This is a genomic window from Helicobacter brantae, assembly GCF_003364205.1.
GTDB classification, from domain to species: domain Bacteria; phylum Campylobacterota; class Campylobacteria; order Campylobacterales; family Helicobacteraceae; genus Helicobacter_G; species Helicobacter_G brantae.
Genome location: NZ_NXLV01000001.1, coordinates 87,981 through 102,574, shown reverse-complemented (window position 1 = coordinate 102,574; position 14,594 = coordinate 87,981). Strand labels below are relative to the sequence as shown.

Here is a 14,594-nt window from a genome sequence, read left to right as displayed (position 1 = left end):
CACCTCCCTTTTTCTCAAAAACCCTTAAAAATATTCAAATCAAAAAAAAAAAAAATAACTCCACCTCTTTTAAATCAAATATTTTTAAAAGCTTTTTTTCCATTTTTTGCACTTTTATCCTTATGACAACAAAAGTCAAAACAGATTAAAAATAAAAGCGTTTCTTCATCTCATACACCCCCCTATATTTCTATGATTTAAAAAGAAATAAGAGATAAAAAATCAAGATTTTAATCTCATTTTCTTAAGTATTTTTAGTTTCAATCTTTATTAAAAAAATAGATTCATTATTTTTCATAGATTCGTAAATATCGATATTTATAAGCATTCTCATAAAGATTTATTTTTTATCCTATTAACTTTTTGTTTATGCTAGAATCATTTTCATTAAGCCAAAAGAAATTTGATTTCTATTAAGGTTTGATTAAATATCTATCAACAGGGAGAACAAAATGAAAACCTCATTTCCTACAAAATCTCAAAAAAATGGCGTGGGTTTTAAACCTCTAATTGCAACATCACTTGCTCTTGCTTTGGGTATGAGTGTAGGAAATGCTAGTAATGGACAAGCCCCTAGTATTTCTTTTGGTTCTAACACTACTCAAACTCCGACAATCAACTGGCTTGGAAGTGATGGTTACTACAAAATGTCTCACAATAATGGTAGTGCTTTAGACAATTTTACTTTCTATCTTGAAACTAGTAGCAATCATAGCACCACAACCACGGATACAACAAGCACAAGCTATACAGCTCATATTTCCACAAGTGTCGACTCTCTTACGCTCTCCACTACATCTAATGGGATTCAAATGGGAGAGAATGGCACGGGAACTTTGACTATCGGAGGAGGAAACAAGAGCAATGGACACAGCAAGGATATGACACTCAATCTACATAATCTTCTTGATAGCAATCATTATGCCTTCAAAGGAAATCTCTCTATTGACAACTGGCAAACAGGTGGAACAACAGCAAAAATTGGAGGAAAGGGAATCAAAGGAAATGTAACCCTCAAAGCAGTTGCAGGGACAAATACTTTCACATTCAATAACAACGCAGGAATTGAGGGGAATCTTATCCTTAGAGGTGGAAACCACAATATCACTTTTGGCAATAACACCAATTCATCTACAACCCCACATACTCCCACAATCACAGGAAATATCCAAGCTACAGGAGGAAACACCACAATCAAAGGGCTTACCACTCTTACAGGAAATCTTAATGCCACAAGTGGCAATACCACGATCAAGGGACTTACTACTCTTGAGGGCAACATTTCAGTTAGCAGAGATGCAAGAAGCACTATCTTTTTCTCAGGAGACTCATCACTCAAAAGCACATCTATTAGTCTTGATAGTGGAGAAGGTGGAACGGTTTATACAAAAAATCAGATCATCTTCAATGGCTCATCAGCAAAGATTGGAGAAGAAGGTAAAACAACAGACATTACCATTACGCTTCGCCCCTATTATACGGGAGCAAGTTGGCAACATTCAGGAACAAACACAATTCTTAGCAATGCCTCAAGCAACACCTTTTCAATCGGTAATTTCAAAACAAGTGGAAACTATGGAGGATCAAATCCTCAAGCAAAAACACTCAATATCCTCTCTCTAAATTCATCATCAAACAATATTTCAATCAATACCACTCAATCAAGCTATGGTAATAATATCATTGGAAAAAATCTCGTTACAACAAACAATGCTGACGATCCGATAATTGCTTATAACTCCACTCTCTTTGGCTCAAATACCCCCACTATACAAAATGGATTTTTCACAGAATTTATCAAATCTACTCATTCAGCTGAAGGAACTTTTGTCTTTGGAGCAAACAATAACAACAACTCTATTATCGCTAATGCCAATGGAAAAAACTATATCAATATCAATGGAGACACCACAATCAAAGGCAATATCCTTTCTTCAGTTTCCTCCTCTAGCGATGCAATAAGAGGACACAATAATCTTATTGTCCTTACAGGAACTTCAGCCAAACTTGGAGAAAGCGATAAGGCTATTTCTATCAAAGTCAATAATAGTGGAGGGAATCCTTATGAGAGAAACTCTAATAATACGCTTTTGCTAGGAGCTTCTAGTAATTCGGTTGTCCTTACAGAAATATCTGCGATAGGAACAACTGCCTCAAGAGCTTACCAAAATTTCAATGCCCTAAGTTTCAACAACTCTGATACAACCCCAGCACAAACACTTGGAGCAATCAAGGCAAACTATGGAAGCAATATTATTGGAGCAAATCTTATCACTCAAGAAAATGGATATGATACAGCCATTTTTGGTAATGCCACTAACCCCTCTATCCAACAAGACAATATGAGTGCAATTTTTACCAAAGATACTTATACAGCAAAAGGCACATTCTCTCTTGCTTCTATAAGTGTGGATAATACTGTAGGGGGCAATTATATCAATGTGGAAAATATCAATATCTCAGATGAAGTCAAAGCAAATGCAACAGGCATTATCTCAGATAATAACTCTTATGGACAAAAGTATGCAGACAATATCATCTACACCAATGGATCTGGCACAAACTCTATACAAGGGAACATCATTGCAGAGAGTGGGAGCTATTTTGCATATGGTAGAAATATCATCATCTTTGCAGGAGAGGGAGAAAACACTTTTGGTGGCAACATTTCAGCCTCAGTAAGAGGGATAAATAGCTTCACTCTTGGAGGAAATTCTACTTTTGAGGGCAATCTTTCCACAACAGGGGGAGAAAACAACATTGCTCTCTCTAAAAGTGGAACTACCCTTACCCTCAAAGGTGCAACCAATCAAATCACTACCCTCACAGCACTTGCCTCTATCGACAATAATGTCAATCAATGCAATACTCTAATCCTTGATAGCACTAATAGCTCTATTGCCACAAGCATTGATACTTTGGAAAATGGAAATAACCTCAAAATCAACTTCAAGGGTGGAAACGACAAATCAATCACACTCACACTGAAAGGCTTTGAGAATGGAAATGCTAATATTAGATCTGTAAGTGCTTCAAGTGGGACAAACAATACTCTGGCCTTCAATCAATCAGCAACGATTATGGATCAAATCAATAGCACTTCAGTTGCAAGTGGCAAAGGACTCACCCTTCAAGTCAATAGTAGTGCAACACTCCACACTCAAGGTGGGATAGACAAGGGCAATGGAGGAGCTATCAATGTGGCTCTTAATGGTGGGACACTTACTTTCGGGACAAGCTCTAATCACATCTCAAACCTCTCAGGAAATGGGGTTATCAATCTCAATCATACTCCAAACACACTTCAAGCCACTCAAAAAGTAACAAATGATGCAAGACTTCGCAATTCTCTCACAATCGACAGCTTCACTTCAGGAGAAGCAACCTTCAAGCTCTTTGCAAGTTCTATCCAAAATGATAGAGTGATTTTCAATGGAGGAAACAATGGAGCTAAAGCTATCATCACACTCATTGGTGAAAGTGATATTCACGACATTGCTTACAGCAGTCATCTTGGTGCAGACAACACTCTTGTTGCACAAACTAAAAATGGCTCAGGAATAGTCGTAGAGGGTGGGGAAAGTCTTATTGGGATTGATAGAATCAAAGTTGAGCTTATCACTACATCTGATAATCAAATCACAAACTACTATGTGGGAAAAATAATTGACTTAGGGGTTGATCCTGTGTTTCAAGAAATGGCAAATACGGCTCTAATGATAAACTATGATTTATTCCTTGCCAATTTTAACTCACTCAATAAAAGAATGGGGGAGCTAAGAGAGAATGATAGCAATCATGGAGTATGGGCTAGAATCTTTGGGGGTTCTACAAGTCATAGTTTTGGAGCTGGGGGCAAGAGTGATTATGTAACCATTCAAGGAGGATATGACTACTCTATTGAAGTGGGAGAGAGTGCAAGAAACTATATGGGAATTGCCCTAGCCTATGGAAGCTCATCGACTAAAAGTAAAATGATCAATATCACAGCAAACACAAGTCTGATTAGTAGCATTGGGCTTGACAATATCAGCTCCAATATCATAGAAGTAGGGCTTTACAACTCCTATGTAGCCGATAGTGGTTGGTATAATGATACCATTCTTAAATTTGATTATATTTTGAGCAAATTCTCTATGAGCAACAATTCTAGCTCAATGAACAAAATCAAAAACTTTGCAACAATCTTGAGTGATGAATTTGGTTATCGCTACAAGTTTGCAGAGAATGAAAAAGGAAATTGGTATATTGATCCACAAGTAGAGATTTCAATGGGATATTTCAATCAAAGTGATTTTGCACGAACTATTTTTGATTCTTCTTCAGAGCTTTATGCTTATCAAGATGCAATTTTTACCCTCCGAACTAGAGCTGGAGCAAGTCTTGGAAAGAAATTCAATACAGAAAATGGATTTGCTACTTTGTATGCAGGAGCATTCTATGAGTGTGATTATATCAAAGGAGGAGATTTGGGAGCTAATGGAGGGGGAAGTCAAACCATAGCACAGCTTGATAGAGTGGAGAGCAATGGACGAGCGATTGTCAATGTGGGAAGCAATATTGAGCTAACTAAGGGAGCTAGAATGTATATCGATGTAGAAAAAAGTTTTGGAGATAAGCAAAGAGTGCATATGCAGTTCAATCTTGGAGCAAGATATAGCTTCTAAATAATGGAGCGATAAGGGGAGCTTCCCCCAAGATTCTCAAAGAGAGTTTCTCACTACAAGCCTCAAACCCTCTCCCCCTCTTTGAAATCAACTTACAAAAGAGAAAACTCTCCTTATAAATTTGCGTTTTTATCTTGTGAAATCTCTTTATCAGGGATTGGCTTTGGCAAAGTTTGTTTGAACCACTCTACAACTCTATTGATGATTGGCTCTTGAAACCAAGTGATATCCCCGTGTCCTGCACCCTCAACGATAATATACTCTACTTTTTGCCCTCGTTTTTTGAGTGCCTCATACATTTGAGAGCTTTGAGCAGGAGAAACCAAAGTATCTTTATCTCCGTGCATCAAAAGAAGTGGGGGCTTTTTCCCCTCAAGGTGTCCCATAGGAGAGGCTTTGAGTGCTTTTGTAGGATCGCTATCAATACTAGCTCCTGCAAAATCCCTAAATGCCACACCATTGACTAGCAAAGCTTCAGTTACAGCAGGAGAAGCATGAACTTTTTGGATTTCAGGAGGGAATCCCTCTCCAATATTTAAGAGATTGGAAATCCCATACATACTCACAGCAGACTGCACTTCTGAGGATTGATTGAGATAATCGCCTTGATTATACTCTCCTGCACTCATCGCTACCATTTGAGAGAGATACCCACCTGCAGAATCTCCCAAAATTCCGATAGCTTTTGGGTTGATTCCATACTCTTTGTAATGCTCTCTAAGATATCTTATCGCACTCTTTGCATCTACAACTAAGGCAGGAAATTTATTTGGCACTACACGATACTCCACAGCAGCTACCACAAATCCTGCTTTTGCAAGGGCATAACGCATTTCGCTAAACTTCTCATAATCTGCACTGCTAAACCCACCTCCAGGCACATACACCACACAAGGCTTTAGCTCATTAGTGCGTGGAATAAGAAGCGACATTCTTAGTCCTCTTACTGATCGTGTATCTTTGATTTGAGAGAAAATCACACCTGAGATACTATCAATAATCACAGGGTTTTTGATCTCCACCTTGACTACCTCTGCACCTTTGGCATAACCCAACTTATCTCCTCCTTCTTTGGCAAACACACTTGCTAGGCATAATAATGCACACATTAAAATCCTCATTTACTTCCTCCTAAAATTTTAGTAATTATACATATTGTTTTACTAATTATGCGTATTTTTATATCTTTCTTAGAGCAACTCACTAGCCCCTACCCCCTAGCATTACAAAGCACCAAGGCAAAAAGCACTTCATTTCCCTCTTGCTCTAGCACTCTTTTAGCCTCACTCAAACTCACTCCTGTGGTAATGATATCATCAAAGATGATGAGATTTTTTCTCTCCTTTAAGTGTGTAGCAAAGCCTTTGGGGTGGGTTTGGCGATACTCTAGGCTTTTTCCTGCATAGCTCACATCACTTTGTGCCAAAAGCTCTCCATAAATGGGCTTGATTCCACATTTTCTAAACTCACTCAAAAAGATTCCATTATGTGAATACCCTCTTCTCACACTATCATCTATCCCTACTCCATAGGCTTCTTTGAGAGAAAAAGTGGGGGCAAAATACTCTCTTGCAATCTTGCATAACACCCTATACACCCTTGATCCCACAGGAGAGTATTTGTAGTGAAGCAAAGATTCAATCTCGCTATAAGCAAAAAAGCTATAAACCTTCAAATCCCCCACTAGCCTCAAAGTGGGCTTGAGAGTGATTAGAGATTGACAATTTTTACAGATAATCCTAAAGCTCCATTTCCCACAAGACAAGCACTTCAATTCAGCTCTTTTTTGATTTTGTTATGGATTTGCTCTCTTTGCAAAGACGCATCAACCCTCAATAATCTCACTCCTAGCCTCTCACACGCCTGTATCATTCTCTTTTGAATCTCTAGCAAATACTCACTCCCCCTAAGCTCAATGCTATCTTGCCTTTTCTCCCCCAATCTCCTCTCTAGCTCCTCTTTGCTAAGCTCCAATAAAACCACCAAATCAGGCTTATACCCCTCTGTGGCAAAGAGATTGAGAGAGATAACCTCTTCTAGTGGCAAACTCTTGGCATATGCAATCCCTGAAATAAGTGAGCGATCAGAGATGATGAGCTTATCGCGATTGGGGAGCAAAACTTTAGAGCAATGCTCTGCCCTATCAGAGAGAAAGAGCAAAAACTCAGCCCTAGAGCTTAGAGAAAACTCCCCCTCAAGCAAAATCTCTCTTAGTCTTACTCCTAGCTTACTTCCCCCTGGCTCTAGAGTAAAAATGCCTTGCGGGAAAGCCTCTTTGAGAAGTGAAATCTGTGTGCTTTTCCCTGCTGTATCTATCCCTTCTAATGCTACATACATTCATAACCCTTTGCTTTGAGATATTCCACCACACCTTTGGGGACAAGATGAGAGATTTTGCCTTGATAACCCAAAATATTCCTTACAATTGAAGAGCTGACAAAAGCATTTTGCAAGGTTGGCATTAGATAGAGGGTTTCAAGCTCAGAGTTTAGGGATTGATTGGCATACCCCATTTGAAGCTCATATTCAAAATCACTCACAGCTCTAAGCCCTCTTAAAATCACTCTTGCCCCCCTTTTCTTGGCAAAGTCAGCCAAAAGCGTATCAAAAGATTCGACTTTGACCCTTTTGAAATCTTTTAAGCAAATCTCTAGTATCTCACAGCGAGATTGAAGGCTTAGCAGTGGAGATTTTGAAGCATTTTTTGCCACAGCTACAATCACTTCATCAAAGATTTCTACACTCCGATTTAAAATATCAAAATGCCCATTTGTCAATGGATCAAAAGTCCCTGGATAAATCGCTACCCTTCTCATCTATCCCTCCATCTCTCATAAAGCTCATTTTCTACTCCTAGCACATCTAACCATTTGCCTACCAAAAAATTTTCCATAGATTCCAAACTCTCTGCCCCTGAATAATACCCCAAAATCGGTGGGGCGATAATCACTCCAAGTGAGGCAAGTTTGCTCATATTCTCTAATGCGATAGGAGAGAGGGGCATTTCTCTTGGAGCTAGAAGCAAGGTTTTTCTCTCTTTAAGCATTACACACGCACACCTAGAGATAAGCTCATCACCGATTCCATAAGCAATCTTAGCTAAAGTATTCATACTTGTAGGAATCACAGCCATTGCACTCACCCCAAAGCTCCCTGAAGCCACTCCAGCCTCCATTTCTTCCTCTTCATACACCCTCACTCCAAGCTCTTCAATTCTTGCCCTCAAATCCTCTCCTCTCTCCTTTTGTGCCACAAGTTTTGCACCATTAGAGAGGATTACATAACACTCTGCACTCTTTTGGGCTTCTTTGAGAAACTTCATTGCTAGAGTTGTTGCACTTGCCCCACTGATAGCTAAAATGATTTTTTTCATTTGATTTCCCCTTTGCCTACGCCTGTAATTTTGATTTTGATATTTTTTTTGCTTGTTGGATTTTTTGCCATAATCTCCTCTCCCAATCCCCCATTTTGCAATGCCTCAAGTCTTGTAGTGATTTTCACTCCTCCCTCTTCTAACCCTACTTCTATCATCTCTCCCTTTTTGACAAAAAGTTTGGGCTTGATTTTGTTGATTGTGATGATTTGATTTTGTTTGATAAAGCTTCTAGCTGATGAGGAGAGAAATTCACTCTCATTTATTGGTGGCTGGATAAATCCCTCAAACTCCACCCACTTTCTCTCTACATTGCTCACACTTAAATCTTCTCTAGCTCTAATATCCTCTCTTGCTATATACACCTCAAGCCTTGCATTCACTTCACACAAAAACGGCACTACACCCATAGAGGTGTTGAGCAAGATTTGAAAAGTCTTTTTTTTGAATATCACATTTTGCAAGGTTTTTAACTCAAAAACCCTCTCATTACCCAAATCTCGCCCAATGGGTTTGAGATTGATACTTTGGATTTGCATTTTGGGATACTGCAAAAGGAGAGCTTGAGCGATTTGCTCTTTGACTTGAACTAGAGGGAGGGTGGAGTGATAGGAAAAAGTGATTTGAGGATAAGCACTCTCAAAGGGTGTAGAATAAGAGGCAAAAAGCTCTTTTAGTTTTTGGCTAGAGAGTGTGAGGGAGAAATTCTCCCCAAATTTTGCGATGAGAAATTTAGGGGCTTTGGGGAGCAAATCTGTGGAGTAAATTTCATTGCTAGAGAGGATATATCTCTCTTTAATCTCACATATCCCTAGTGAGAAAAAAAGCAAGATTCCTAGCAAAACTCTCATACAAGCTCCAAAAATGAGCTTAAAATCCACCGCTCATTCCCTCCAAAATTCACCCTCACCCTCATCTCTTTGCCCCCTCCACTCACTTCAATCACTCGCCCCACTCCAAAGATTTTATGCCTTACCATTGCCCCACTACCCATCACTCTCTCCCCCACACCCTCACTTGTCTCACTCTCACCTTGAAGCAAATTGGCTTCAAACAAAAACTTTGAGGGGGGCAGACAAGAGGATTTTCCTCGATAAAAACGCATATGAGTATAGCTCAAAAAGAGCTTTTTCTTAGCCCTTGTGAAAGCCACATATCCCAATCTTCTCTCTTCTTCCATATCTCCCCCATCTCCTAGCAATGGGAAAAATCCATTCTCACACCCCACCACAAATACATAATCAAACTCCAACCCCTTGCTTAGATGAACACTCATACAAGAAATGCTATTTTCTACTTCCACATCAAGATCTGAACTCAAAGACAGATCATTGAGAAAATCTTCAATCCCTCTATTTTTTGCAATCTCTTCTTTGAGTGAGGCAAACAATTCTTTAAGATTGCTCCCCCTCTCTTCTTTCTCACTGATTGCATACTCACTCAAAATATCAATCCTTTGAGAAAATGTATCCTCAAATCGCTCAAAAGAATGTTTCAATGCCTCTTTAAGCTCGGCAATTAGATCAAAAAACTCTTTGAGAGTTTTATAATTTTTCTCTCCAATCCCCTCTTTGCACTCACTCTCATTGCAAAAAAACTCATAAATCCTCCTCCCTCTAGCAAGTGAGATGAGTTTATCTTGAGAGGCTTTGCCAAATCCTCTTTTGGGGCGATTGATGACTCTAAGAAGTGAGAAATCATCGCTAGGATTGACCATAAGTCTTAGATAGCTAATCACATCTTTGACTTCAGATCTTTCATAAAATCGAATAGAGCCAATGACTTTATAGGGGATTCTCTCTTTAAGCAATCCATCTTCCACACTCTTTGCCATACCATTGAGGCGATAAAGGATTGCAATATCTTTATAAGACACTCCACTTTTATGCAAGGCGATGATTTTCTTGCTAATTGCCCTCATCTCCTCTCTATCGCTCTCATATACACTCACTTCCACCTCTTCCCCATTTTCCAAAGTCGGCTCTAGCACTTTGCCTAGTCGTTGAGAGTTTTTGGAAATCAAGGCATTTGCCACTCTCAAAATCTCAGGGGTTGAGCGATAGTTTTGCTCTAGTTTAATCATCTTTGCATTGGGGAAATCTTGGGTGAATTCCAAAATATTGCGAATATCTGCCCCCCTCCAGCCATAAATGCTCTGATCATCATCTCCCACTACGCACAAATTGCTATGCTCTTGAGTGAGAAGCCTTAAGATTTTGTATTGTAAAGGATTGGTATCTTGATACTCATCGACCATAATATAAGCGTATTTCTTGGAAATATGAGAAGCCAAAGAGGGGTTTTGCTCTAGGATTAAATAAGTGAGATAAAGCAAATCATCAAAATCAAGCAAATTATTTCTCAATAAATATTCTTGATACTCCTCATAAACTTTTGCAATCTTCCTCTCCTCACCATCTCTTGCACCACTAAGCACTTCAGAGGGACTAAGGGTGGCATTTTTGTAGAAAGAGATTGCTGAGAGAAGGGTGGAAGTAGCGATTTTACTCTCAAGACTTTTGATGATTTTTTTGCAATCATCACTATCTAAAAGCACAAAATTTGCCCCTCTATCAAGCAAAGAAATGTATCGCTTCAAAAACAATAAACCAAATTTATGAAATGTGCAAAGAAGAGGCTGAGAATCTAAATCAAACCCCCTAAGCATTGCCATCGCCCTCTCTCTCATCTCATTACTTGCTTTATTGGTAAAGGTAAGACAAAGAATTGAGCTAGGGGGGATTCCCACTGCACCGATAAGATAAGCAAGGCGAGAGATGAGGGTTTTTGTCTTACCACTCCCTGCTCCTGCCAAGATTAGCAAAGCCCCATCAATGCACTCAACTGCCTCGCTTTGCCTTGCATTCAATCCTTTTAAGAAGTCCAATTATTGCTCCAAAAGATCGCTTGTATCGATTTTGAAATCAAAAAACTCTGAGACAAATCCTCGATTTGCAATGCCACTAAATAAACTCATTGCACTTTTGATATTGCCTGTTTGTTGATAAAGCAACCCTAGTGCATAACGGCTCTCAAGTGAAGCAATAGAATCAAGTTTTGAGATTTGTAGCAATACAACGGCGTTGTTGTAATGTCCTGCACCAATGGCACTCACAGCTCCCAAAAATTTTGTCCTCACATCATCTTCTTTCAACCCATCAATAAGAGTATTGTAAGTGGCAAAGGCTTTTTCAAAGTTTTTGTTGTAAATATAGGCAAGTCCCAAAGCTTGCATCGTGCCATTTGGGGATTCTTCTTCAGAGATGAGCTTTTCTTGGAGCTGATCGATGACATAGGGCAAGTTTCCTGTAACAAAGGCTAGGTAGATATAAAGCTCTCTTACCAATGCTCCTCCATAATAGAGTGAATGCAAATTAGAAAAAGTCCCTTTACGGAAAGTTTTTGAGAATTTTAGAGAAACCTCTTTGAGATTCATTCCAAAATTTTGTGCCATTTCATATAAAATATTTGTCGCTAGATCTTGGGGTTGCATTGCTTTGAGTTTGCCAAAGAAGTCAATAATCTTGGCTCTATCCGCATTTGCCATTGCTCCAATTGCACCATAGGCATAATACAAAGACTTATCGCTTTGCAAATCTTCATTACCCATATTCATTAGCGTAGGCATCCCTCCTCTTGCATGCTCAAACAAATCTGACATAAACGCTCTCTCATAATCATTTTTGAAAGTAATGTTTAAAAAATCAAGAGCAATAGAGCTTGCAATCCTTGAGGTATCTTGATAGACAAGCTGTCCGCTCATCATCGCAAAGATTCCTGCTAGGATATCTTTATTGTTGAGATGATAAGCTCGTGAAAAATAAGAATAAGCCTTCTCAAAATCCCCAAGTTGGGCATAAATCAATCCTATATCATAATACAGCACTGAGTGTTGAGAGTAGGTTTTGACATTCTCAAGAAAGATTTTAAGAGCCTTTCTTAAATCCCCTACATACACCTCTTTTAATCCATTGGCAATATCACGATTGATTTTTGAGATTGTCTGACTTCTCACATAAGAATCTTGGCTTTCATCAATCCTACCTGCCCCCCACTCAAAGTCCCCTTCTGAAAGGATTTGAAACACCTCTTTGCTATCAAAAACCTTATAGGGAGCATAGTAAAATAAAATCTTGTATTGCAAAGATTGGCGATGCTCAAATTTGCGATTCCAAAAGTTTTGTTGAGCAATATTGATATCAAATAAATCTTCATTTAATCCTGTGATGATTTTGAAAGGAAGCTTTGGGGCATTTTCTTTGGAAAAAGTCTCTAAAAGTCTTGCACTCTCCTCATAATCCCTTAGCTTCAAATTCACTAGCTCCAAAGCATTGATAGCTTCTAAATTATTAGGATGAGTTTGCAAAAATCCAACAATCGTATTTCTAGCTTGTTCATACTCTCCATTCCTTGCATACAGCATTCCCAAAGCCAAATAATCTTCCTCTGAGGCTGATTTTTTGAGATATTCTAGGGCATTGTAATCATCATCAAACATCAAAAACATTTTAGAAGCCAAAAGATCGTTTTGTTTTTGGTAATCAGGAGAATTTGGATTAAGAAGTGGAGATAGGCTCTCAAAATAATTTTTGTTATAGTAGGAAATCACTCCGTAAAGATAAGAATAAAAAGGCGTGTTGATTGAGTTGAAAAGTTGTGAGTTTGCAAGATTGAGAAAGTGATTAAATTCTTTAAGATTGTTTTGCTTATAAGCCACATATGCAGCATTTAAAGCACTGATTGCCACGTCATCACCCCCATTGATTGCTTTTTGGAAAATCTCTTGGGCTTGTTTGTATTGCCCCTCTGTGATTTTAATCACTCCCAAATTATAATTTGCCAAAGATTGAGAGTAGAGAGCAAGTTTATCAAAAATCTCTAGTGCGTCCTCAACTCTGCCATTATTGTAGAGAATATTGGCCTTTTGTATCATTTCAGAGAGCTCACCTGAGGGGGCGGGGTTGATTAGACTTTTTGAGACAAGCTGTTTTTCATCTACGCTTGGAGTAAAATCTGTTTTTTCTTGATTAGGTGTGCTTTGGATTTGAATATCTTTTGGATTGGCGTTTGTTTCTGAAGTGATGAGCGTGAAAACAAGATAAAAGACGATAATTGATCCTAGCAAAACTAGCACTACATAGGAGGCAATTTTGTTCTCCCCTGTCTGTATGTTTCGCTTTGAAAAGCTTTTAATCGCTCTAATTTGAGAGAGAAAAAAAGATTTAATCCTATCTTTAATCTGTTCAAACTTCATCTTAGAGATACTTTCTTAAAACCTCAGGAATGCTAATGCTTCCATCTTCATTTTGATAATTTTCCATAATCGCAATCAATGTCCGACCCACTGCCAAAGAAGAGCCATTGAGCGTATGCACTAGGGCATTTTTCTTCTCTTCCCTATATCTAATCTTAGCCCTTCTAGCTTGGAAATCTCTAGTATTTGATACAGAGCTAATCTCTCGATATTTTCCTTGACCTGGTAGCCACACTTCAATATCCACAGTATTACTTGCACTAAAGCCCAAATCCCCTCCACAAAGTTGCACCAAACGATGAGGCAATCCTAGCTCTTGCAAGATTCCTGAAGCTGTTTCAATCATATACTCTTGCATTGCCTCACTTTCACTTGGATGTGTGATTGCCACAAGCTCGACTTTGTCAAATTGGTGTTGGCGGATCATTCCTCTTGTATCTCTCCCTGCACTTCCTGCTTCTTTTCTAAAACAAGGTGTGCAAGCTGTCATTTTGATAGGGAGTTTTTCCACAGGGATAATCTCATCATTATAGAGATTTGTAAGGGTAATCTCAGAGGTTGAAATCAAATACAACTCTCTCTCACACTCGCTTCCATCAAGCTCTTCAACTTTTGAATTGATTTTAAACATATCATCTTCAAATTTTGGAAGCTGTCCTGTGCCAAAAAGACAATTTTTATTGACAATCACAGGAGTAGAGATGATTTCAAACCCTCTTTTTTCATTGTAATCAAGCATAAAATTCATCAATGCCCTATTTAATCTTGCTCCCTCCCCTCTTAGCACACTAAAGCGACTTTTGGCTAACTTCACCCCCAAACTAAAATCAATCCAACCATTACTCTCTGCTAACTCCCAATGCTCTTTTGGGGCAAAGCTAAACTCTTTGGGGCTAAGAATCTTTTTGATCTCAACATTATCATTCTCATCTTCTCCTTTTGGAGTCTTCTCATCAGGGATATTTGGGATTGTATGCAACAAACTCTCCAGCAAACTCTCAAGCTCATCTACCTCTTGACTTAGGCTTTGAATCTTTTTCTTATTCTCTTCCAATCCCTCTTTTAACTCAGCGATACTTTTGCCCTCTTGCTGATATTTTGCAAAAAGCTTGGAGTTTGCATTTTGACTTGCTTGAAGCTCTTCTAGTCTTTGTTTGCTCTCTTTGTAAGATAAGGCTCTACTCTTTAACTCTGAGAGAATTGAGCCCTCAACTTTTTTAATCTCTAGCTTCTTTGCCACCGCATCAAAATCTGCAATCAATAGCTTAATGTCTATCATCTTTTCCTCCGACACAAAAAC

10 protein-coding genes are annotated in these 14,594 nt (G+C 38.7%); 1 reads left to right on the top strand and 9 read right to left on the bottom strand.

Features of this window, described 5'->3' with window-relative positions:
• Positions 1-452: 452 nt before the first annotated feature.
• Complete coding sequence (locus tag CQA58_RS00425) at positions 453-4,667, top strand: autotransporter outer membrane beta-barrel domain-containing protein (protein WP_115568734.1); 4,215 nt, start codon at positions 453-455, stop codon at positions 4,665-4,667.
• Positions 4,668-4,780: 113 nt separating this feature from the next.
• On the opposite strand, the gene CQA58_RS00420 is transcribed toward CQA58_RS00425, so the two are convergent.
• The 9 genes from CQA58_RS00420 to serS form a co-directional block, all read right to left on the bottom strand.
• The gene (locus CQA58_RS00420) at positions 4,781-5,788 is read right to left on the bottom strand and encodes an alpha/beta hydrolase (RefSeq protein ID WP_115568733.1); all 1,008 of its coding nucleotides are present in this window, start codon (positions 5,786-5,788) and stop codon (positions 4,781-4,783) included.
• 89 nt (positions 5,789-5,877) lie between these two features.
• Entirely contained in the window at positions 5,878-6,441 is a 564-nt protein-coding gene (locus tag CQA58_RS00415; protein ID WP_115568732.1) for a ComF family protein, read from the bottom strand.
• Complete coding sequence (gene tmk, locus CQA58_RS00410) at positions 6,438-7,004, bottom strand: dTMP kinase (protein ID WP_115568731.1); 567 nt, start codon at positions 7,002-7,004, stop codon at positions 6,438-6,440. Before tmk ends, CQA58_RS00415 begins: the two co-directional genes overlap by 4 nt.
• On the bottom strand, positions 6,995-7,483 hold the full coding sequence (gene coaD / locus CQA58_RS00405) for a pantetheine-phosphate adenylyltransferase (protein ID WP_115568730.1): 489 nt from the start codon (positions 7,481-7,483) through the stop codon (positions 6,995-6,997). The genes tmk and coaD overlap by 10 nt, the downstream gene beginning before the upstream one ends.
• Entirely contained in the window at positions 7,480-8,040 is a 561-nt protein-coding gene (locus CQA58_RS00400) for a UbiX family flavin prenyltransferase (RefSeq protein WP_115568729.1), read from the bottom strand. The genes coaD and CQA58_RS00400 overlap by 4 nt, the downstream gene beginning before the upstream one ends.
• Positions 8,037-8,891 (bottom strand): flagellar basal body P-ring formation chaperone FlgA, encoded by an 855-nt coding sequence (gene flgA / locus CQA58_RS00395; RefSeq protein ID WP_115568728.1) that lies wholly within the window; start codon positions 8,889-8,891, stop codon positions 8,037-8,039. The genes CQA58_RS00400 and flgA overlap by 4 nt, the downstream gene beginning before the upstream one ends.
• A complete protein-coding gene (locus CQA58_RS00390; RefSeq protein WP_115568727.1) occupies positions 8,888-10,927 on the bottom strand; it encodes an ATP-dependent helicase in 2,040 nt (679 codons plus the stop codon). Before CQA58_RS00390 ends, flgA begins: the two co-directional genes overlap by 4 nt.
• A complete protein-coding gene (locus CQA58_RS00385) occupies positions 10,928-13,294 on the bottom strand; it encodes a tetratricopeptide repeat protein (protein ID WP_115568726.1) in 2,367 nt (788 codons plus the stop codon). It lies immediately after the preceding gene.
• A 1-nt stretch (position 13,295) separates the two neighbouring features.
• The gene (gene serS, locus CQA58_RS00380) at positions 13,296-14,573 is read right to left on the bottom strand and encodes a serine--tRNA ligase (protein WP_115568725.1); all 1,278 of its coding nucleotides are present in this window, start codon (positions 14,571-14,573) and stop codon (positions 13,296-13,298) included.
• Between the last annotated feature and the right edge of the window lie 21 nt (positions 14,574-14,594).

Excerpts from the sequence above, each read along its gene's own strand:
- CQA58_RS00425 (WP_115568734.1), top strand. The coding sequence starts at position 453 with ATGAAAACCTCATTTCCTACAAAATCTCAAAAAAATGGCGTGGGTTTT.
- CQA58_RS00420 (WP_115568733.1), bottom strand. The coding sequence starts at position 5,788 with ATGAGGATTTTAATGTGTGCATTATTATGCCTAGCAAGTGTGTTTGCC.
- tmk (WP_115568731.1), bottom strand. The coding sequence starts at position 7,004 with ATGTATGTAGCATTAGAAGGGATAGATACAGCAGGGAAAAGCACACAG.
- coaD (WP_115568730.1), bottom strand. The coding sequence starts at position 7,483 with ATGAGAAGGGTAGCGATTTATCCAGGGACTTTTGATCCATTGACAAAT.
- CQA58_RS00400 (WP_115568729.1), bottom strand. The coding sequence starts at position 8,040 with ATGAAAAAAATCATTTTAGCTATCAGTGGGGCAAGTGCAACAACTCTA.
- flgA (WP_115568728.1), bottom strand. The coding sequence starts at position 8,891 with ATGAGAGTTTTGCTAGGAATCTTGCTTTTTTTCTCACTAGGGATATGT.
- CQA58_RS00385 (WP_115568726.1), bottom strand. The coding sequence starts at position 13,294 with ATGAAGTTTGAACAGATTAAAGATAGGATTAAATCTTTTTTTCTCTCT.
- serS (WP_115568725.1), bottom strand. The coding sequence starts at position 14,573 with ATGATAGACATTAAGCTATTGATTGCAGATTTTGATGCGGTGGCAAAG.